The organism is Chthoniobacter flavus Ellin428 (assembly GCF_000173075.1).
GTDB lineage: Bacteria > Verrucomicrobiota > Verrucomicrobiia > Chthoniobacterales > Chthoniobacteraceae > Chthoniobacter > Chthoniobacter flavus.
On sequence record NZ_ABVL01000003.1, the window covers coordinates 171,827 to 191,853 of the forward strand.

A 20,027-nucleotide genomic window follows, 5' to 3' on the forward strand; every position below is an offset into this window, starting at 1 on the left:
AAACCAACGCCATGATTTCCAATTCACCCCTCCAACGCGATGCCTTCCTCCAGCGCGCAGGCGAGCGCCGGGAGCCGTGGGACATCGCCGTGATCGGCGGTGGCGCGACCGGCATGGGCATCGCGGTCGATGCCGCGACGCGTGCCTACAGTGTGGTCCTGCTCGAACAGCACGACTTCGGCAAAGGCACCTCGAGCCGCTCCACGAAGCTCGTCCATGGCGGCGTCCGCTATCTGCAGCAGGGCAATATTTCCCTCGTGATGGAAGCGCTGAAGGAGCGCGGGCTCCTGCTGAAAAACGCGCCGCACCTGGTCCGCGACCAGCAGTTCGTCGTGCCGAATTACGAATGGTGGGAGGCGCCATTCTACGGCATCGGCATGAAGGTCTATGATCTGCTGGCGGGGAAATACGGCTTCGGCCCGTCGCAGATTCTCTCGCGCGAAGAAGTGCTCGCACGCATCCCGACGCTTTCGCAGGACGGGCTCCGCGGCGGCGTGAAGTATCACGATGGGCAGTTTGACGACGCCCGTCTGCTCATCGATATCGCCAGCACCGCGGCCCAACACGGTGCGTGTCTGCTCAACTACTGCAAGGTCACCGCGCTGACCAAGGACAACGAGGGCTTCGTCAACGGACTGACCTTTCGAGACGAGGAAAGCGGCGCGTCGCACACCCTGGCCGCGCGCTGCGTGATCAACGCGACCGGCCCATTCTGCGACGAGATGCGCCGGGTGGACGATCCTTCGACGAAGCCGATCATCGCGCCGAGCCAGGGCGTGCACCTCACCCTGTCGCGCGAGTTTCTGCCCGGCGACACCGCGATCATGGTGCCGCACACCCGCGATGGGCGGGTGATGTTCGCGATCCCGTGGCATGGCCACACCGTCGTCGGCACGACCGACACGCCGATTCCCGTCTCTACGCTCGAGCCCCGCGCGCAGAGCGAAGAGATCGATTTCATCCTCGAGACCGCGGGCGACTACCTCGCGAAGCGCCCGACGCGTGCCGATGTGCTCAGCGTTTTTACCGGCATCCGTCCGCTGGTCAAGGCGGGCGACGCGTCCAATACCGCTGCGCTCTCCCGCGATCACACCATTGAGATTTCGTCTTCCGGCATGCTCACGATCGCCGGTGGAAAATGGACGACGTATCGCAACATGGCCGAGGACGCCGTGGACCACGCGATCGTGCTGGGCAAGCTCGACGAGCGCCCGTGCCTCACGCGCAACCTGCGCATTCACAATCCCGGAAGCCACGACGATTCCGCGGCGTGGTTCGCGCGGCACGAGATGGCCCGCACCGTCGAGGACGTACTCGCCCGCCGCACGCGGCTCCTCTTCCTTGATGCCCGGGCCGCGCTCGACAAGTCGCCGCAAGTCGCCCGCGAACTGGCCCAGGAACTCGGCCGCGATGAGGCCTGGCAGCAGGCGCAGCTCGCGAGCTTTCAAGAAACCGCCCGGTGTTTCCTGCCCTCCTCCCTATGACACCTTACGTCGCAGAATTCATCGGAACCGCGTTACTGGTCCTCTTCGGCAACGGTGTGGTCGCCAATGTCGTCCTCGCGAAAACGAAGGGAAACAACGCCGGCTGGATCGTCATTACCGCCGGCTGGGGGCTCGCCGTCTTCATCGGCGCGTTTTGCTCCGCGCCCTACAGCGGCGCGCATTTGAACCCGGCGGTCACCGTCGCCATGGCGATGGCCGGCAAGCTCGAGCCGGCCAAAGTCGCCGGCTACCTCGCCGCGCAAATGCTCGGCGCGATCGTCGGCGCCACGTTCGTTTTTTTCCATTACCACGCGCATCTCCGGGTGACCGAGGACAAAGACGCCAAGCTCGCGTGCTTCTGCACGGCGCCAAATATCCGCAGCATCTCGCAGTCGTTCTTCTGCGAGGTGGTCGGCACCTTTTGCCTCATCCTGCCGATTTTCCTGATGACCGATGTGAAGTTTCAGGTGCCGATCGGCGCGGAGCCCAAGGACATCGTCGTCGGGCTGGGCAGCCTGGGCCTCGTTCCCGTTGCCATGCTCGTCTTTGCCATCGGCCTCTCGCTCGGCGGCACCACGGGTTACGCCATCAACCCTGCGCGGGATCTCGGCCCGCGCATCGCCCACGCCTTGCTCCCGGTGCCCGGCAAACGCGACAGCGACTGGGGCTATGCGTGGGTGCCGGTGGTCGGCCCGCTCCTCGGCGCAGTCCTCGCCGCGGCGGTGCACACCATGCTCATTCGTTAGAGTCATCGCTCCAAGAAGCATCCGCTTCGGCGCTCACAGAAGACCGTGCGGGCAAATCTCGAAACCCACGATCCGGCACGGGGCGATTGGATGCGCCGGCGCCGGCCTCTCTTCAGCGCACCTAAACCGGACCCAGGGGCAGGACCGTCCGGCGCGCCAATTCGTTGAGCACCAGGGCCAATCCCGCATACATGGCGGACAGGCCGCAGATAATGCCTTCGTAGCCGGTGAAATGTTTGAAGCCGGAACTGACACCCCCGACTTCACCATAAGCCAGGAGGAAGAATAGAATGGTCAACGACAAAAAGACGAATTGCAGGGCACGGTTCAAGTGCAACGTTCCGACAAACATGACCCCGGTAAAGACGCCCCAGCAAATGAGGTAGGCGGCCATGGCCTTGTCGTCAGCCGCGCCGATCGCACCGGTTTTGGGCAGAAGCACCAGTCCCACCAGCGTGAGCCAGAACATGCCGTAGGAAGTGAACGCAGTAGTCCCAAACGTGTTATTCTTTTTCCATTCCATAATCCCGGCGATGACCTGCGCGAGACCACCGTAGAAAATGCCCATCGCTAAAACCATGCTGTTGAGTTCGTACAGCCCGATGTTGTGCAGATTGAGCAGGACGGTCGTCATCCCGAAAGCGAGCAGCCCCAACGGACCCGGATTGGCCGTCGTGTCCTTCATTTGAATCGAGTTTGGTTCGGTCATATGAGTTGTTGTTTACTAGGGATTCCGAGTTCGGCAGGCAAGGTGAACGATTCGTAACCGAGCAATTGGGCCGAGGCATCTGACCGAACGACCAGCGAAAGCATAACTATCACTGCGAATGCCCAGGGCGCGCGGTTCATCCCACAAGCCGGTCAGAACCGTTGGGAAAAGGCAATCCTCAAATGCACCACTTTGAACACGAGTGGAAACGCGTGAACGCGAGGGACGAGTCTTCATGGTGGAAAGAGCAAGTCCAACGACGCCCGAAGCGACCGCCCGCAAAGCATGGAGCCGCCTTCTCTTGCTCTACATCGAGTGCGGGGCCTTGTCGCCGCTCTTTCCCTTAAGGAGCGTTGTTGTGCTGCGTGAAGGCTTGATGGAGTTGCTTTGACAAGGACTCGACGAGAGCTGCGTTCTCGGGCCGTCCGGCGAGATTTGCGGCCTCATGCGGATCGGCTTCTTCATCGTAGAGTTCACGGGCCAGTGGTTTGCCGCTGCTTTGACTCTGCCACTCGGTGTAGCGATACCGGTCCGTCCGCAGGCTGCGGCCCATCGCATTTTTGCGCGGAAACTGGCTCAAGGCTGCTTTGAAAAGGTCGCGGTCCGGTGCATCCATGAGCGAGGCAAAGCTTTGGCCTTCCAAGTGTGCGGGCTTCGGCAGATGAGCGAGGTCGCAGAGCGTGGGATAGAGGCCGACGAGTTCCACGAGGGCGCGGCTTTTTCCGCCCGGGGCTTTCATTCCCGGCACGCGGATGATGAGGGGGATGCGGGTGGCCACCTCGAAGTTGGTGGCTTTGCACCACTGGCCAAGGTCACCGAGATGGAATCCATTGTCGCCGGTGACAACGACGATGGTGTTTTCGCTGAGCCCGAGGCGGTCGAGTTCTTCGAGCACGCGCCCTACCTGGGCATCCACATAGCTGGCGCAGGCGAAGTAGCCATGCACGAGGCGGCGGGCCAGCGGCTCCGGCAGCGGGCCGCTGGCGGGCACTTCGCGATACTGCGTGCGCAACTCGGTGGAGTCGTTTACCGCGAGAGCCGGCGTGGTGGAGGGCAAGGTGCTGACGGGAGCGCACGGCAGCGTGGCCGGGTCGTAGAGATCGAAATATTTCTTCGGCGCGACAAAGGGTAGGTGCGGGCGCACGAATCCGACCCCCAGAAAAAACGGACGGTCCTTGACCTGTCGCAGGACCGAGATTGCCTTGTCGGCGAGTTGTCCGTCGCCCAGTTCATTATCTGCCACATCCAGCGATTCCACGGGCAGGCCGCGCCGTATCTCTTCCGGCACATTGAGAAACGGATCTGGCTGCCCTGCCGCCGCCGCTTCGTCCTGCATTTTTTTACGAGTGCCCGTCCAGCCCGTGTGCGGCATTCAAAAGGCGTGTTGGGCGGCCAATAATGCGGCTCTGACCAGCATGCTGGAATCTCCCAGCCGCTGTGCTCAATCTTCCCGAGGCCGACGCAGTAGTAGCCATTCGCCCTGAAGTATGCGGGCAGAAACGGAATGTCCGCGAGCTGGTCGCGCACGTCCTTATTCGTCCAGATCCCGCGCGTATCCGGCCTGCACCCGCTGAGCATGCTGTTGCGCGATGACATGCAGATGGCCTCCTGGCAATACGCCCGCTGAAAGAGCACACCTTGAGACGCCAGTCGGTCGATGTTCGGCGTCTTTATCTCCGGAATGCCATAGCAACCCAGCTCCGGGCGAAGATCGTCTGCGATGATGAAGAGGACATTGGGCCTCTTCTGCGCCGCGTGCGCCGCGTTTCCGCAGATGATGGCAAAGACCAAGACGAGGCGTTGGAGAGGAAGCACAAGGTGCATAGGCCGAGCGAGACTGTGAAGGGAAGGGAGTGCGATGCGGGGCTTCATGGCGGGGGTGAGTTCAGCGAACATTCTTTAGTTGGCTCAAAACATCAACCGACTCGCGCTCTGGAAAAGGGAGCCTAACTGGATTGCGTTCGACCGCCCCGCGCGGAAGCGCCTTGTCGCTTTGCTGGAGGCGGATACTGCGGGTCCTACGGAAATGCGGGGACAATTCGCTGCGGGATCGCCTTAACGGGATTGGCCCCATGTTGCCGTAGGCCCTGCGTCTTCCGCCTCCGGCGGTTTGGAGTGACGCTTCGCGTTACGCAGTCGAACTGCGTTCGACCGCCCCACGCGGAGCGCCTTGTCGCTTTGCTGGAGGCGGATACTGCGGGTCCTACGGAAATGCGGGGACAATTCGCTGCGGGATCGCCTTAACGGGATTGGCCCCATGTTGCCGTAGGCCCTGCATTTTCCGCCTCCGGCGGTTTGGAGTGACGCTTCGCGTTACGCAGTCGAACTGCGTTCGAATTCGCCCTGACAGGCGATCGCCAGCTGGAAGCTGGCGACCCTAACGGGATTCGAATCTTCGAATTCGCACCCAAGGCAGAACCGGAGTTCTGCTTTAAGTGCTTCATAATTAACTGTTTCTGATTTTGGTGTTTTTGAGCCTCCGGCAAGCTGGGGCAAGCCGGAGCACGCCCACATTCATGCTTTTTCATGCCTCCGGCAAGAATTCCCGAGGGTGCATCAGGGCGCAGTTGAGAAACCAACGGGTGTGCTGGACGAACTTGACGATTTCCTCTACCAGCACGCTTTGCAAATTATCGTCCGGGTGAAGTGGACGCCAGAGGACTATCTTGTCGCGCAAAGGCATTACAGCATGTCGCGACCCCTTCACTGTCCCAATTGTTCGGCGGCAAAGTCGCTCGTTGCCTTGGGATATTACGAGCGTTGGTTGTCGGGCACCGGTCGCGGGGATCTGCGGCTTCCAGTGCGGCGGTTTCGTTGCCGCGCATGTAGTCGCACGGTCAGTCTGCTGCCGGACTTTGCCCAGCCGTATCGGCTTGTCCGCAACGAGGCCATTGAACGCTATTTCAGCGGTGAGTCGGAGCCTATTGGGGCGCGGCGCCACGTTTTGCTCATGCGCTGCTATTGGCGCAGGTTCACAACTTGGCTGCCAAACCTGAGCCGCGCTGTCGGTGAGGATTTCGGCCGCGCGCCGCCGGCATCGGAACCGCGGAAGTGGTGGGTGTTCCTGATGGACGCGACGGGTGACTTGACGCGAGCGACCGGTCGGCTGGTTGAACACGTGCGAGTCACGGTCTTTGGCAGGTATCAGTGTCATCAGCCGAGACCTTCGTAGATGTCCACACACCTCAATGATTTCCCTCCGCATGGAGCAGTGTAACGGTCCCAAGCGTGACCCATGCACCGTCGCTCAAAAGACTTTCATGAACTTTTCGCCGCTCTCATGGCTTCCGGGCCGACCTGGATTGCGGCGGATGCCGTTCTTCTGAACCCGCGGTGCCTCTCGATACCAAGGGCTTCGTGGGAGGTGTGCCCGAAACACCGAAACATCCGTCGTGAATTCCAGCGGGTGCGAAGCCGCCGGGCTCGGCTCCGGAGGCTTGGCAAAGGATTTTGTTCTTTTAGGCCGACGCCGCCACGCAGGCCCTCCGTCGCGGAGGTTATCGCTCCTCGATCTTCCGGCGGAGGGTTCTGCAGCGCCGTCATCGTCATCCTCATGAAACCCGACAACAATCCCCAGGAGGGCAAGATACGAGCGGCGGCTTATGTCCGCATGTCCACGGAGCATCAGCAGTATTCTACCCACAACCAGCGCGACGTCCTTGACGAGTACGCAACCAAGCGCGGGATGGAGATCGTTGATCTCTACTCCGACGAGGGAAAGAGCGGGCTCAACATCCAGGGCCGGGATTCGCTGGCGCAGTTGATCGCCGACGTGCAGGAGGGACGCGCGCAGTTTTCGTGCATCCTGGTCTATGACGTCAGTCGGTGGGGTCGCTTTCAGGATGCCGACGAGAGCGCGTACTACGAATACATCTGCAAACGCGCCGGGATCGCGGTTCACTACTGCGCGGAACAGTTTGAAAACGATGGCAGTCCAGTGGCGACAATCGTGAAGGGTGTGAAGCGGGCGATGGCAGGTGAATACAGCCGCGAGCTTTCATCCAAAGTGTTCCAAGGCGCCTGCCGGCTCGTGGAGATGGGTTACCGGCAGGGTGGCACGGCCGGCTTCGGGCTGCGTCGGATGCTCATCGATCAAAGCGGCAACCAGAAGGGAATGCTCAAACTTGGTGAGCAAAAGAGCATCCAGACCGACCGTGTGATCCTGGTGCCGGGTCCGGACGATGAAGTCACCACCGTGCGCTGGATGTATGACGCGTTCGTGAATGAGGAAAAGATCGAACGGGAGATCGCCGAGATTCTCAACAATCGCGGAATTCTCACCGACTTCGGCCGCAAATGGACGCGGGGCACGGTGCACGCCGTTTTGACCAACGAAAAATACATCGGCAACAACCTCTACTACCGCACCTCATTCAAGCTGAAGAAGGAGCATGTGGTGAATCCCCCCGAACGATGGATTCGCGCCGACGGAGCATTCCAAGCCATCATCGAGCCGACGCAGTTCTTCACCGTGCAGGGCATCATCCTGGCGCGCAGCCGCCGCTTTACCGATGAGGAGATGCTGGAGAAGCTCCGCGCGGTTTTGAGCAAGCACGGGCAAATCTCGGGGCTGCTCATCGACGAGGAGGAGGATGCTCCTTCCAGCTCTGCGTTTCGGCACCGTTTTGGCAGTTTGGTCCGCGCCTACCGTCTCATCGGCTACACACCTGAGATCGATTATAGCTTCCTTGAGATCAACCGTGCGCTCCGGGAGCGGCACGCAAGCGTGCTGGCCGAGGTTGTCACCAAGCTGCGCGAGCTTGGCGCAGTGCTGCTCCAGGACGAGGACACCGGCCTGCTCACGCTCGACGGCGCGCTGACGGTCTCCATCGTAATTGCCCGGCATCGGGCAACGGATGCGGGGTTCTCGAGATGGATCGTCCGATTCGACACTGCGTTGATGACGGACATCACCATCGCTGTGCGGATGGCACCAGGGAATTCGGAGATCAAAGACTTTTACCTTTTGCCCGCGCTGGACATGACGGAAAGCAACGTTCGTCTGGCCGAGCACAACGGCATCTGGCTGGACGCCTATCGGTTCGATTCTCTGGATTTCTTTTACGGCATGGCCCGTCGCTGCCGAGTGGAGGAACTTTCATGAAACCAAAAGACGAAAATCATGTACAGATGATCCCGATCGAGAGCATTCGGATCATCAATTCGCGGGAACGCGACCGCGTGAAACACGATCAAATCAGGGAAAGCATCGCGAAGGTCGGCTTGAAGAAGCCGATTCAAGTCAGCCGCCGGAGTGAAACGGACGAAGCCGGATATGACCTCGTCTATGGCGAGGGTCGTTTGAAGGCGTTCATTGCGTTGGGTGCGAAGGAAATCCCGGCCATCGTGGTTGATTTGCCGAAGGACGAGCGCCTGCTGCGGAGTCTCGTGGAGAATATGGCGCGCCGTCATCACAATCCTATCGCCCTGGTACGCGAGATCGAACGGCTGCAGGGGCTCGGCCACACCCCCCAAGCCATCAGCAAAAAGATTGGTGTGGCCGACAGTTTCGTTTACCAGTTGCTCAAACTAGTCCGGGCGGGAGAAGAGCGTTTGGTGAACGCGGCACTCACCGGGAAGGTGCCCATCAGTGTCGCAATCGACATCTCGAACACTGACAGCCCGGAAGCCCAGCGTGAATTGCTAAAGGCGTACGAGACCAAGAAACTCACGCTTTCATCCCTGCGAGTAGTCAAACGACTGATTGAGCAGCGGCGCATCTTCGGAAAATCGCGCGGCACCGGCCCGCGCGGCACGGGACAGTCACCGAGCGCCGATACCTTTGTGAACGCATATCGCCGCGAGACGGAACGCCAGCGAACACTCGTCAAGAAAGCCGCCCTCGCCGAAGAACGCCTGCTGTTCATTATCACCGCGTTGAAATCACTCCTCGAGGACGAAGATTTTACCACCCTGCTTCGCGCGGAAGACCTGGACACCATGCCCGAGTATCTCGCCGAGCGCATCAAAAAGAACACCAACCGTGAGCGCGCCGCCTAAACCGTCTTTCGATCCTCGTGGAATCATCCTGCCTCTGGAGAAGCTCCTGCCGGTGCGACAGATCAAGGATTGCGAAAAGAATCTCATTACCTTCCGCACCATCCTCGCATCGTTGCGCGCGGTCGGTTTGCTTGAACCGCTCGTTGTTCATCCGCAGAAGGGCAGCGACCTTTACACATTGCTTGATGGTAACTTGCGCTACCACGCCCTAAAGGAACTCGGTAAGAAGGACGCGCAGTGCATCGTTGCCAACGATGACGAATGCTACACCTACAACTATCATGTGAATCGGCTCGCGCCGATCCAGGCCCACAAGATGATCATGCGCGCGGTTAAAAACGGTGTTGCGCCTGAGCGGATTGCCGAAGCGCTCAACGTCCGCCTGCAACTCGTTGAATCCAATATGAACCTCCTCGTCGGGATTCATCCCGACGTCGTCGAACTGCTAAAAGACAAACAGATCCCCGCCTCCGTCTTCTACACCCTGAAAAAGGTGACGCCGCTCCGGCAGATCGAAATGGCTGAGCTGATGACGAGCGCGAACAATTTCACCAGGGGATACGCCCAGGCGCTGCTCACCGGCACGCTCAAGGAAGATCTCGTAAATCCGGACGAGCCGAAAAAGGCGAAGGGCATGACACCCGAGGAACTCGCCCGCCTGGAGCAGGAGATGGCGATCGTGTCCCGGGATTTCAAAGCCGTGGAGGCGACCTACGGCGAAACCGTGCTCCACCTTACGCTTGCGAGGAACTACGTCGCCAGTCTACTCGGCAACGCCAAGGTCTCTCGCTTTCTCTCCTCCCGCAGTGATTACTTCGCTGAATTTCAGCGCCTCGTTGCGTCGGAGAAGCTGTCGGCGTAAGAGCCTCCGAAAAGCTGGGGCGAGCCGAAGCACGCCACATTCATGCCTTTTCATGCCTTGAGCAGGAACTCCCGAGGGCGCGTCGGGGTGCGGTGGTGATTGCGCGCGACCGTTTCCTTGCTGCGTCAGCACACCGCCTCAAGAGGGCGATCTTGCACTTGCTGCTAACTTCCACTCTTTGAGGAGAATGTTCACAAGGGAAAGGGGACGCTTCCTTTTCGGAAGCCGCAGTGCGCTTTGACAGCGCGGACAGGGACGCTAAGAATTGTTGAGTTTGCGGAGTTCTGCAACTAGCCCGTCCTTGCGCTTGTAAACGTATGATTTCCGCAATAGGTAATGAGCGATGTAGTGGCAATTCGGACAGAGCGTGATCAGGTCTTTCAGCCCCGTTTTTTCCGGCTGTTTCCGTTCGCTCAACGGATCCAAGTGGTGGGCCTGCACAATCTGATCGTCATAATGAAACTCACAGGCGACACAAGTGAAGCGGTCTCGCATCTTGGCGCTAAGAACCAACTTGCCGCTTCGCCGGAGTCGGTACCCCGTATTTCCCATCCTCTCGCCCTCCAGTTCTCCGGCGTCTTCTTCATCCCGGAGTTCTGCCATCACGGATGCCGTGCGCTGATCACGCCTAGTTTTCCTCCCGATCCATAGTGGTTTTACATCCTCTAGATAGAAGAACCAGCGTCGCTTCCTGTCGGAGTCGTCTGTCACTCCATGGGAGTCGTAGAGTTTTTCCCGGATGCGGCTGATCCGACGTTCTCGATCCAAGATCGCCTCCTCGGCGATGACGTGGGCGAATACGGATACGATGCGCGTCTTATGATTTTCGGAAACAATGGCCTCGTAGCGATCCGGAAAGGCAAGATGAAGAAGTATGTGATAGATGCTGCATTTGTTTTCCGTGAAGAACTCAGATTCGGAGTCAATCTCGCCGTAGATGGCGTCGTAGGCCAGCGTCTCGATCATGAGTTTCGCTTCTTCCACGGTCTTGACGGTGGGATCCTCTGCCACGATTTTGAAAATTCGGCAGAGGGAGAGAATTTCATGGTACTTGTTCGTCAAGTGCCACATTCCAGGATTGGCGATAGTGTCATCTCCACTGAAGAAGTACCGGGTTCCTGATACAATCTCGCGATCCGCGAACCAGCGTAGAGCATAGGAACGTTTTATTTCACCCGTGATACTTCGAACTGGCATGGACCAAAGATATTCCAAGTTGGCAAACAAACGCTTCGTGTTTGAGGCCGCGCCTTGAAACTGTTGTTCCGCCTTCTCGTCAAATGACGCTTTAGACGCATCGAAACCTTCGACAAACCTCGACTGGATCTCGTCGAAAGCGTCGGTGAAGTCGAGCGGCTCATTGCTAACGGTGACGTAGCTCCTGCGATCGATAACGACGCTCCGCAGGAACTCGTCAAACACTCGGTAGGAATGATACTTCTGCCAGTTCAAAGGGTAAGGAGTTTTAGGTCCGGCAATGCTTTTTCAAGGCTAACGTCCGATCCTGAATCGCGCGCCGAAATGATCGAGCGGCCATCACGCTGGAAACAAAACATGAATTGGGCCTCCGCGCATTTATGACTCACTTTCGACGGAAACTGTGATGCAGCCATCGGGAAACTCGCTGCCATCTGGCAAGGTCAGTCTCGCAAATAATGCCTTTAACCGTTCGACCTTCTGCGACCGCTGGGAATGACCACAGAAACACAAATCGCTTCCAGGGATCTTCGTGTAGCTGTAGGGTTTGTTCTGCGCCCTGTTCATGAAGTCCGACGTTGGATTCGTTGACAGCGGGAATCTCACGATTGGCATCTCCATGAGCTGATCTCGCATCGGCTTCTTAAACGTATCAAGAAGAAGCTTCAGAAGCTCAACAATCGTATCGGTATCATTGTTTTTCCTAATTATTTGTTCCGGCCGATCAATGTCGAGAGCACCCCAATCAATCACAACTTTTATCCCCTCTCTTCCACCGTTTCGCTCTTCTTGCGACTCGCCGTATTGTTCATCCGCAAAAAGGTCACCGGTGGGAACGCGAGCATCAGCGTAGATGCGGGCAATATAGTCCTGAAAGTGTTGGGTTAGGTTCTGTAAGCCAGCGCGATTGGCATGGCATTCGGGACAGATTAAGACGCCATTCTTTAGAGTCGTTTCACCTCCTGCCGTATGCTCGACGATGTGGTGAATCGTTGCATCACGAAATGCGACCCGGTGGTCCGGACGCGAACACGTTGGATTTTGGCATAGCCCGCGGTCACGATTCCAAATCACCTCCCGTTCCAGGGAGTCGAAAAGACGATTCGGGTCTCGCAAAACAAACTTAATTTTCGGGTAAATTTCAGACAGCATGAACGCGTGCCTGATGCGAATAATCTCGGCGGTGTCAGAACCTGAGCCGGACAACAGTCGGCCAAAGCGTTCATGGTGAGGAAGTGATTCGCGGTTTTCCCTGTGATGTAACCGCGCCGCTGCAACCTCCTGCTTGAAAGCCAAAAAGGCTTCGACAACAGTTTCCTTCCATTCGTTGGTGTAGTTTCCTTGATCTAGCGTATCCGCTAACATCGCAAAATGGAATGCCATCTGGAACGAAATGGGACCCGCCTCTTTCAAGCTGCTGAACTTCGGAAGAGCAACGACGCGATCAAGTAGATCAACAACCCGTTTCGCACCTGGATCGTCGAGAGGAAGATCAAGATTATCAAGGTAGAAGTCATTGATCGTTTTTCCCTTGAGGTCGACAAAATCGATCTCCGACCGTTCCCTAAGCATGACCGTCATCGCCAAACCCGCGAAAAATTTGCGCATCTCAGCATGGCCGTCTACGTAGTGCTCCCCGTCCGCGACTGTTAGGCGTTTTGCACTGGCCTTCTTGAATTGATTGAAGAACGGCTTGGGGTTTGAAAGCCGATGGCCAGGCTTGCCCGCGTGTTGAATCACAAAATTCGTGAAATCGCCGGGCCAGGCGTCTCGCTTTTCTTGTGCTGTCAACGGGGTACCCGCTTGCAAACGAATAAAAAGGTCCCGTACTTCATTCCGCTCTGCTGTAATCTCTACTATGAGTAATTCGTGACTAAGCAGTCTGTTCCGATCTTCCTGTTCAAGTTCTTGAAACTTCTTCCCAGTCCATGCTGGAAGTTGCGCCGGATCGACTGGCACGATAGTGCCAGGTCTCGCCCTTTTCGGATCAGGCAAGGAGAATTCATTCTGAGAGTAGGCGACGATAGAGGCCAGCCTTTGTTGGCCATCAACAATCCAAGCGGTGGTTTCGAACGCCTGGGTATAGTTATTTGTTCGAGTTTCAAGATGGATGTAAAAAATAGGAATTTGGTAGCCGCGAAGCAGTGAATCAATCAGGCCTTGCTTTTGCGCTAAACCCCATTGCAATCCGCGTTGATACTCCGGATTGACGCGCAATTCCTTAGCGATGTAGGCATCACTAAGATTTTTCAGGGACCGGGTTTTCAGTTCGGATTTCATATTACATGGAGTCCAAGGCGGGGTTGCGTCTTTCAGTTTTTCCAGCGCACTGCCAGTTCGTCCGCTTTGACGAGTGCAGTGAGTTTGTTATCTGCTCCAGCTCCGAACCAAGTCCTCTCCAAGCGCTGATCTGGCAGTTCATCCTGCTTGGGTTCCTTGTAATCCTCGAACCGAGTGATGGCATTGTAAGCCCCCCAAAGCGTGCCTTGCACACCAGGAAGCTGGAGATCGGGTTGTGAATCGAACATCTCCTGGAGAAAGCCCCACCGGGGCGGCTTTTCATGGCGCTTCTTTTGAACATCAGTGCGCGGAAACACTGCATCAAAGTATTGTTCGAGTCGCTCCGATGTCATTTTCACGGCAGCAAGCCGGCGAAACGTCTGCTCTGCCTCTTGGAAAACTTGTTGTGTGATGGCAAGAAAGTCTGCCAACTCGTCGAGCTTGAACTGCATTTGTTTGCTGTGGCGCACCCGGTAAGCTTTCTGGCCATCTTCCATCGCCAGCATCAGGGTATTCTGGCACACGACCCTTACAGTGGTAAACTTCACAATGACCGAGCCCTCGCCATTGTGAGTATTCGATAAAAGCAGGTATTTGAAGCAGTCATCCCCTCGCACGACCTCCATCACTTCGGGCATTCGGGCCATCACCCAAATTCTCTCGCCTTCTCCCAACGCACCTGCCGTTTCAAAGTAAGCTTTCCGATCACCCACGATCGGATCGAAGAACTTGAATGCTTCTGAATTCTGGAGCGGCCGGTAGCGACGACTCACGACGCCAAGCAAGACCGGTGATTCCTTCTCCTTTTCGCGAGGCACACGCACAACCTCATAGCGCGAATACTCGCCCTTCTTGTTGATCTTGCGAGCACCCAAAGCGGGCTTCAAATCCACCGTCCAATCTAGTCCTGCTGCTTGAATCATCTCCTCGGCGGAAATGCCCTTTGGCACCTTCTTACCAAGACCATGCCAAGGCACTTCGCCGTAATAAGCCATTGTTTGAACATTTGCAGGCATCAGAAGGGTCCTCCGGTTGTAAGGTTACGCGGGTTCGCGTTAGAATGTTCGTTCATGGTATCTTTTCAAATTGGAATTTGGTACGCGGCTAGTTTCTCCCGAGCCCAAGAATCATCCGGAGTGACCTTGCAGAGTAGCTTTAGGAAGACGACAGCCTTTCCAGAATCGCGGAGCTGCTCATGAACGAGTGCGAGTCTTCGGAGGATTCGTGGCTGATTAGGAGCACGGCGGTTAAGGTCCATCAACACGTCGCGCGCCTCCAGGTAATGTGCTTCCAAGCCGAGGATCGAAGCCTTCTTCAATAGAAGCTCGGGGTGCTCTGGTGTGTCCACGAGGCAGGCATCAAGCACCTGCGCTGCCTTTTCGATCTGTCGTGTATGGAGAAAACTATCAAGAGCCGTCCGACGAACCTCCTGATGATTGGCGAACTCCGGATGGGCTGCGATCAAGCGGAGACACTCCGCAAAACGTCCATCTTCCCTTGCGGCTGCCAGCATGAGCAAAAATGCATGAGGTTCGCGGTCCGATTCGAAGCGTGACCGCGCGATTTCACCTGCCGCCGCGAAATTCCCAGACTCAAACTCCCGCATTGCATCCGTCGACCAATCTTGCGTCGTTGGGAAAGTGCCGACCAACCGCTCCGGGTGGTAGTCGAGCTGCTGTTGCCGGACCCGAGGAAAGTGCTCGAGCATCTCGCTGACGGACGACCACCGTTCGAGTGGTTCACACGCGAGGCAGCGCATCGTGAAATCCTCGATCGCTGGCGAAATGCCGCGGCTGATCTCACGCGGCCTTGGGAATGGCGCGTAGCGAATCACTTGGCTGGAAGTGTCATGCGGGGTGCGGCCGGTGAGGATGTGATAAAGCAGCACTCCCAGGCTATAGACGTCAGCGCGGATGAATGCGCCCGAGCCCCGCACCGTCAGCTCGTTGCCGACAATCTCCGGAGCCGAGTAAAGAATTGTTCCGCCGTTGGCTCGCGTACGGACATACATTTCCTCCGGCTGCAGACTGGAACCAAAATCCGTGATTTTCGCCTCGTCGTTCGAGACAAGAATGTTTTGCGGTTTGATGTCACCGTGGCTGATTCCGAGATTGTGGAGGTGCGCCAGCCCACGAAGCACTTGCTCGTAGAGATCGAGAACCCGCGAGAAGGTGGTCACATAACCGGAGTCAGGTTTTTCCAGGAGCTGCGCGAGCGTTTGGCTCGGGAAATACTCCATCTCAATCGCATACCATTCACGCTGCGGCGGCACGCGGCCCATCCAGTGAATCGCGACCACATTCCGATGGGGCGGAGCACCAACGAGCTTTTGCCCCTCAGCGAGTTCTTCATTCTTGTCCCCTTGTGCCTTCGGAATCTTCACCGCTACGATCTGGTGATCGCTCAAGCGCTGGGCTCGCCAAACCCAACCGTGTGAACCGTCGCCAAGGCATTCGAGCAGCTCGTATCGATCGCCCAGGCGTCGATCGGCGGGAGGAATGAAGAATTTACTACGTGCGCTCATAAGACTCCTCTCTCGATGGTTTGTTGCAGGCGCCAGTGGTTGGCGGCACTTGGCTCGTGGACGAATTGAACGAACAAAACGTCGCCCGATCTGATGCCATCGACGCGCTGCCGCTCACTCGTTTCAAAGCCGTGACGTGCGATCCGGCGCAAGTTTTCGTGATCAGGCAAGCTGGCGAGGCCGCGGGTCCAATATGCGAGAATGAGCAATTCCGCCGTGCTGCCCCAGCGATGCTGGGCCAGGACAAGGTTCTGCATTTTGCCGCGCAATTTGAGGGCATCGACTTCACCGGCATAACGCTCGAACTCAACAAGAAGCCGCGGCTTCCATGATGCAGGCTGCGACCAGGCGGAGTCGGAACGGACGTCGCTGCCGGCAAACGCGAACGGCCCAAGCGGCGGCGCTGGCATCTCGGAGACGGCCTCGAAGCCAGAGTGCTGGCCAAAAGTCGTCCAGAAGCTCACGCCGACACTGTGCAAATTGCAGGAATCGTCCGACCAGCCAGCGCCGAACCAGGTCGGGAAATATCGGCGCGCGACTGCCAGTGTGCGCAGTTCCTCGCGAATTAGCGTTGGCAACCCATCAGTCATGAAACTCTCCCCAGACATTCAGGACCGCCGGGGATTCGCCCCCATGCACCAATGCCTTGCTGCCGATTTTAACGAGCAAAGGTGCGAGAATGGACCGACCGCAGATGAGTGCCTCTCCGGTCGAAAGACTTGGAAGCTCGTCGATGTCCGCCTTTGAGAACATGTCCGAAGTGCGGGCGATGAACCGTTGATCGTCCGGATTCTTCAACCGCATCGCGATCACCGTGTTGCATTGTGAAGTCACGTCAGGGTCCAGCTTGGACGGACGCTGACTGATGATGGCAAAGCCCACACCAAACTTGCGCCCCTCGCCGGCAATCTTGCGGATGATCCGGTGACTGACCGCCTGACCATTAGCGGGCGCAAAATTGTGTCCTTCCTCATAAACGAGGAAGACGGGCCGGATCGGGTCCGTCTTGCTTGATGCCGCTTTGAGGATCTCGCTGGAGACCAACGCCGCAATGATCTGCCGCGCGGTATCACTCAGTCCTTGGAGATCAACCACTACCAGCCGTCCTTTTCGATCGGCAGGTCGGCCCGTGATGTCATGAACGTTTGTCGGCTGCGCGATGGCGGCAGAATAGAAGCTTTGTGCCTCATACAGCACGCGAGCCAGCTTCATGGAGGCGACCGCAGCGCTTCGACTATTCAGCGCCTGGGCCTCTGATGCACTTAACTCAGACCATTCCTGAAGTTCCTCAAGCCCATCACCGAGGAGGTGTCGGAGCCGGTTGATGTCGCGTGGCTCCTCCGGCTGGATGTGCCTCCAATACCGAATCGCCACGTCGAGAACTCGCTGCTGCGGCTCTGTTAGCCCCGGCAGAATTTCGGCGATGTCGTCCATTTCAAAATGGTCGAACTGGAGCGCCAGCTCGGAGTTGGCGCCGGCGTATTTTGCCCGGAAGGAAGGATTCTGGGGTGTATAGACCGCGATACCGGCGCCCGCCTCGTTGAGGCGCTTCATTAGCTCTCGAATTCGTTCGAGGCTGGCGGCATCTCGCGGGTCATCCTCTGGAGTGCTTTCCCCGAAGCGGATTTGCCCACCCTGCAAGGCGCGTCCGTATTCACCATGCGGATCAAAAACTACGACGGTGCCATTGTGCAATGCTACCAGCCGCTCGATGATGCGTCCCACGGTGTAGGACTTTCCTGCGCCGGTCATCGCGAGCACGGCCAGATGCTCTGTGACCAACTTGTTCACGTCGAGATAGACGGGGACGATGTTGGCTCCGCGATCGTATCCAACGAGATTTCCGATGTGCAGGCTCGACTGCTCGTCGAACTGGTAAAAATTGCTGAGGAATTGGTAGTCAACCGTTTCCACGCGAGCGCCTGGATCAAGCGGTCGCCGCGGGATGCGAATCTGGCCGGTGACCGGATCGCGGTAGCCTACCACGTCGATCTTCCCGAAGAGATTCTCCCCGGTCAGCCGTGCACCCGGCATGAGTTCCAGATCGGTTATTGAGCTACCCATGCCGGAGTTGTAGAGCAGGTTCGATCGCGAAAGGCTGAGTACTCGACCGAGCACGTCAGTTTCTTCCTCCTCCTCGCGTTCGCGGTGACGGATGCGGACGAATTCACCTCGGCGACAGGCAAAGGACGAGTTCAGCATCATGCTCAGGTTGGTTGGATCGCCTGTGTCTCCCACGAGCCGTCCGAGGACTTGGTGTCTCATAATTGTGTATTCCTTTAGGTGAGCGGCTCGTCGAAATCGGCGAGCCAGATGTCTTCAACAGATCTGTTCTTCATCTCCGCCCCGATTGATTTCGAGTAGAGCGCGAGAAAGTGTTTGAGGGCGAGGTGCTCACGCGAGGCTAGTTGCAATGGGAGGGGCACCGCGTTGTGGCCAGCGAGAACGGTCAACGCCATCAACCGACCGGCGAGAAGGTCGAGGGCGGTGCTATTCCACCCTGGCTCCGCTCCAAGCAGTTGAACCAGTAAGGGAGTGGTTTGTGTTCCCGCACGATAATGAAACCCGATCACACCTTCCTTGACCACATCGCGCGGCTCCATTTCGGGAAGCTGAAGGTTCATGCGGAAAGCGGCGGTGCGGCAGCATGAGCCGACGATCCCATGGATGAAGCGCCGTTCGCCGATGCTTGTAATCGTCGTTTCCGAGCTGAGGGCCTCTTCGAGGACGGCGAGCTGCACGCCTTCGCAAGCGAGGATCTGCTGACGCCCTTCCGGCACCCGCAGATCTTGCTGTGAGATCGCGGCGATGGCACCGAGCTGTGTCGTATCGACTCCCGCGATCACCGGCCCGTTTGGATTCCACGGGAAAAGGTGTTCTCGGTATTTGGCCCAAAATTTACTGATCGCTTCGACCGCCGATTGATACACGTCGCGGTGCGCCGCACTCTTCCCGCGCTGGATAGGCACCATGCTCCGATTGAGGACCAGCGGGCCATCAACTAAAATTAGCTCATACGGTGACCCGCTTTCCATCGCGGCAGTGGCGAGTTCGTAGCACTGGCGAATACCAGTGAGCTGAAGCCGCTTCGTCTGGTCGTCAAAGTCGATGTCATCGATCACACAGCGGCTGTCCTGGCCGGAGGTTGCGAGTGCGTTGTTCTCAATCGTCACGTCCACGCGCACTCCGGCGGATACATAGACGAATCCCCCGAAGACTTTGTCAGTCTGATAGTCTGAGGCAATGCCAGCCACTCGCAGGGTGAGCGGATTAGGCCGTGGTACCGGGCGAACCAATCGTGCTTTGATAAAAGCCGGTGCGAGCCGTTCAAGGTCGCGGATTTGCTTGAGCAGGCGGCCGACCGTCCCGGGCAGATGAACCTGCGATTGCACGGCGAGTGTCTGAGTGAGGGTATTGGCAGGCGTGTTCATGGCGTCGGCTGCAACTCGCGGGCATAGACCGCGTAGGGACTGGCGAAAAGAAGCGCACGACCGCGCTCGGTGATGTTTCCATTATGGGCCAAGTCTTCGCGTTCCAGCTGATCGAGTGCGCACGCGGCCTTGTCCGGGGAAACGTCAAAAATTGGCGACCAACCGAGCGCATCGAGCGCTTCGCGACGGCTCTGAAAGGTCCGGCTTAGGAGATGGAGCAGTATCGAGTAGTGCTCGGAACGAATGCTGAACGCGGCGGGTGTTGGCGCAGGAGTGCGCGCTTCACCCGCCAGCCGGTGCAGCGCAACGAGCCAATCGCGAAGAAGTCCGGAGTGATCAAGCAAGGCTAGCGACCAGAGCGGCAGTGCGGTGATTGCGAAGACGCCGGAATGCGGATGTGCGCGATGGAACTGCGTGAGCGAACCATCAATCGTTTCGCCAAGATCGGGCGCACCCTGTAACTGCCCTTCCAGCCGGTGGCGTGTTTCGTTGAGCACGAACTGCACGATTTTCGGCGGCGTGCCCAACAAAGCACCGACCTTGTTGATCAAGCGCGCGCGCCATCCACCGGGATCGCAGACGATGTCGGCTCTGAAGGGTGGCATGAGCAACACGGTGCGCCCCGGCGCTTCGCACCATTTTAGCCAGCTCGCTCGTGACGACTTGTCTGCGTTCTGAATCTCTTCTCCGGACAGCAACACGAGGCCGTCAGAGGTCGGCGGCGCCGGCGTCGGCGAGGCATCGAGGAGCGAGGCGAGCCGGCGACCGCGGGCGCTCTGCGAGAACACGTCGCT

The 20,027-nt window shown here is 58.0% G+C and carries 16 protein-coding genes and 1 pseudogene; 6 read left to right on the plus strand and 11 right to left on the minus strand.

The window, feature by feature from the left end:
• Positions 1-11: 11 nt before the first annotated feature.
• Positions 12-1,484 carry a glycerol-3-phosphate dehydrogenase/oxidase gene (locus CFE428DRAFT_RS06055; RefSeq protein ID WP_006978588.1) on the plus strand — a complete coding sequence of 491 codons (1,473 nt, stop codon included), beginning with the start codon at positions 12-14 and terminating at the stop codon, positions 1,482-1,484.
• Positions 1,481-2,230, plus strand: coding sequence for an MIP/aquaporin family protein (locus tag CFE428DRAFT_RS06060; protein ID WP_006978589.1), 750 nt, complete (start codon positions 1,481-1,483; stop codon positions 2,228-2,230). Before CFE428DRAFT_RS06055 ends, CFE428DRAFT_RS06060 begins: the two co-directional genes overlap by 4 nt.
• A gap of 121 nt (positions 2,231-2,351) precedes the next feature.
• Here the strand turns inward: CFE428DRAFT_RS06060 and CFE428DRAFT_RS06065 are convergent, their stop codons facing one another.
• The 3 genes and pseudogenes from CFE428DRAFT_RS06065 to CFE428DRAFT_RS40970 all read right to left on the minus strand — a co-directional run.
• Positions 2,352-2,939 (minus strand): acetate uptake transporter, encoded by a 588-nt coding sequence (locus CFE428DRAFT_RS06065; RefSeq protein WP_006978590.1) that lies wholly within the window; start codon positions 2,937-2,939, stop codon positions 2,352-2,354.
• 343 nt (positions 2,940-3,282) lie between these two features.
• On the minus strand, positions 3,283-4,311 hold the full coding sequence (locus tag CFE428DRAFT_RS06070; RefSeq protein WP_006978591.1) for a sulfatase: 1,029 nt from the start codon (positions 4,309-4,311) through the stop codon (positions 3,283-3,285).
• 128 nt (positions 4,312-4,439) lie between these two features.
• Positions 4,440-4,835 (minus strand): annotated as a pseudogene (locus CFE428DRAFT_RS40970) (sulfatase-like hydrolase/transferase); the annotation flags it as partial.
• 793 nt (positions 4,836-5,628) lie between these two features.
• Between CFE428DRAFT_RS40970 and CFE428DRAFT_RS40975 the strand changes: the two are divergent.
• The 4 genes from CFE428DRAFT_RS40975 to CFE428DRAFT_RS06095 all read left to right on the plus strand — a co-directional run bounded on the left by CFE428DRAFT_RS40975 (position 5,629) and on the right by CFE428DRAFT_RS06095 (position 9,801).
• Complete coding sequence (locus CFE428DRAFT_RS40975) at positions 5,629-6,111, plus strand: DUF6431 domain-containing protein (protein ID WP_420196873.1); 483 nt, start codon at positions 5,629-5,631, stop codon at positions 6,109-6,111.
• 381 nt (positions 6,112-6,492) lie between these two features.
• On the plus strand, positions 6,493-8,043 hold the full coding sequence (locus CFE428DRAFT_RS06085; protein ID WP_006978594.1) for a recombinase family protein: 1,551 nt from the start codon (positions 6,493-6,495) through the stop codon (positions 8,041-8,043).
• A gap of 26 nt (positions 8,044-8,069) precedes the next feature.
• On the plus strand, positions 8,070-8,939 hold the full coding sequence (locus tag CFE428DRAFT_RS06090) for a ParB/RepB/Spo0J family partition protein (RefSeq protein WP_237705455.1): 870 nt from the start codon (positions 8,070-8,072) through the stop codon (positions 8,937-8,939).
• Positions 8,923-9,801, plus strand: coding sequence for a plasmid partitioning protein RepB C-terminal domain-containing protein (locus CFE428DRAFT_RS06095; protein WP_006978596.1), 879 nt, complete (start codon positions 8,923-8,925; stop codon positions 9,799-9,801). Before CFE428DRAFT_RS06090 ends, CFE428DRAFT_RS06095 begins: the two co-directional genes overlap by 17 nt.
• Positions 9,802-10,059: 258 nt before the next feature.
• On the opposite strand, the gene CFE428DRAFT_RS06100 is transcribed toward CFE428DRAFT_RS06095, so the two are convergent.
• The 8 genes from CFE428DRAFT_RS06100 to CFE428DRAFT_RS06135 all read right to left on the minus strand — a co-directional run bounded on the left by CFE428DRAFT_RS06100 (position 10,060) and on the right by CFE428DRAFT_RS06135 (position 19,934).
• Positions 10,060-11,253, minus strand: a complete 1,194-nt coding sequence (locus CFE428DRAFT_RS06100) for an HNH endonuclease (protein ID WP_006978597.1) — start codon at positions 11,251-11,253, stop codon at positions 10,060-10,062.
• 123 nt (positions 11,254-11,376) lie between these two features.
• Positions 11,377-13,278 carry a GmrSD restriction endonuclease domain-containing protein gene (locus tag CFE428DRAFT_RS06105; protein WP_006978598.1) on the minus strand — a complete coding sequence of 634 codons (1,902 nt, stop codon included), beginning with the start codon at positions 13,276-13,278 and terminating at the stop codon, positions 11,377-11,379.
• A gap of 32 nt (positions 13,279-13,310) precedes the next feature.
• Positions 13,311-14,294: a DUF932 domain-containing protein gene (locus CFE428DRAFT_RS06110; protein ID WP_131989749.1), complete on the minus strand. Its 984-nt coding sequence runs from the start codon at positions 14,292-14,294 to the stop codon at positions 13,311-13,313.
• A 65-nt stretch (positions 14,295-14,359) separates the two neighbouring features.
• Positions 14,360-15,802, minus strand: a complete 1,443-nt coding sequence (locus CFE428DRAFT_RS06115) for a serine/threonine-protein kinase (RefSeq protein WP_006978600.1) — start codon at positions 15,800-15,802, stop codon at positions 14,360-14,362.
• Positions 15,799-16,392, minus strand: a complete 594-nt coding sequence (locus tag CFE428DRAFT_RS06120; RefSeq protein ID WP_006978601.1) for a hypothetical protein — start codon at positions 16,390-16,392, stop codon at positions 15,799-15,801. The genes CFE428DRAFT_RS06115 and CFE428DRAFT_RS06120 overlap by 4 nt, the downstream gene beginning before the upstream one ends.
• Positions 16,385-18,067 (minus strand): ATP-binding protein, encoded by a 1,683-nt coding sequence (locus CFE428DRAFT_RS06125; protein WP_006978602.1) that lies wholly within the window; start codon positions 18,065-18,067, stop codon positions 16,385-16,387. The genes CFE428DRAFT_RS06120 and CFE428DRAFT_RS06125 overlap by 8 nt, the downstream gene beginning before the upstream one ends.
• A gap of 14 nt (positions 18,068-18,081) precedes the next feature.
• On the minus strand, positions 18,082-19,233 hold the full coding sequence (locus tag CFE428DRAFT_RS06130; RefSeq protein ID WP_006978603.1) for a hypothetical protein: 1,152 nt from the start codon (positions 19,231-19,233) through the stop codon (positions 18,082-18,084).
• Positions 19,230-19,934, minus strand: coding sequence for a hypothetical protein (locus CFE428DRAFT_RS06135; protein ID WP_157447438.1), 705 nt, complete (start codon positions 19,932-19,934; stop codon positions 19,230-19,232). The genes CFE428DRAFT_RS06130 and CFE428DRAFT_RS06135 overlap by 4 nt, the downstream gene beginning before the upstream one ends.
• Between the last annotated feature and the right edge of the window lie 93 nt (positions 19,935-20,027).

What these genes read in the sequence shown, in the direction of transcription:
- CFE428DRAFT_RS06085 (WP_006978594.1), top strand. Translation starts at nt 6,493, where the DNA reads ATGAAACCCGACAACAATCCCCAGGAGGGCAAGATACGAGCGGCGGCT.
- CFE428DRAFT_RS06070 (WP_006978591.1), bottom strand. Translation starts at nt 4,311, where the DNA reads ATGCCGCACACGGGCTGGACGGGCACTCGTAAAAAAATGCAGGACGAA.
- CFE428DRAFT_RS06130 (WP_006978603.1), bottom strand. Translation starts at nt 19,233, where the DNA reads ATGAACACGCCTGCCAATACCCTCACTCAGACACTCGCCGTGCAATCG.
- CFE428DRAFT_RS06055 (WP_006978588.1), top strand. Translation starts at nt 12, where the DNA reads ATGATTTCCAATTCACCCCTCCAACGCGATGCCTTCCTCCAGCGCGCA.
- CFE428DRAFT_RS06120 (WP_006978601.1), bottom strand. Translation starts at nt 16,392, where the DNA reads ATGACTGATGGGTTGCCAACGCTAATTCGCGAGGAACTGCGCACACTG.
- CFE428DRAFT_RS06060 (WP_006978589.1), top strand. Translation starts at nt 1,481, where the DNA reads ATGACACCTTACGTCGCAGAATTCATCGGAACCGCGTTACTGGTCCTC.
- CFE428DRAFT_RS06115 (WP_006978600.1), bottom strand. Translation starts at nt 15,802, where the DNA reads ATGAGCGCACGTAGTAAATTCTTCATTCCTCCCGCCGATCGACGCCTG.
- CFE428DRAFT_RS06125 (WP_006978602.1), bottom strand. Translation starts at nt 18,067, where the DNA reads ATGAGACACCAAGTCCTCGGACGGCTCGTGGGAGACACAGGCGATCCA.
- CFE428DRAFT_RS06065 (WP_006978590.1), bottom strand. Translation starts at nt 2,939, where the DNA reads ATGACCGAACCAAACTCGATTCAAATGAAGGACACGACGGCCAATCCG.
- CFE428DRAFT_RS06090 (WP_237705455.1), top strand. Translation starts at nt 8,070, where the DNA reads ATGATCCCGATCGAGAGCATTCGGATCATCAATTCGCGGGAACGCGAC.
- CFE428DRAFT_RS06110 (WP_131989749.1), bottom strand. Translation starts at nt 14,294, where the DNA reads ATGCCTGCAAATGTTCAAACAATGGCTTATTACGGCGAAGTGCCTTGG.
- CFE428DRAFT_RS06105 (WP_006978598.1), bottom strand. Translation starts at nt 13,278, where the DNA reads ATGAAATCCGAACTGAAAACCCGGTCCCTGAAAAATCTTAGTGATGCC.
- CFE428DRAFT_RS40975 (WP_420196873.1), top strand. Translation starts at nt 5,629, where the DNA reads ATGTCGCGACCCCTTCACTGTCCCAATTGTTCGGCGGCAAAGTCGCTC.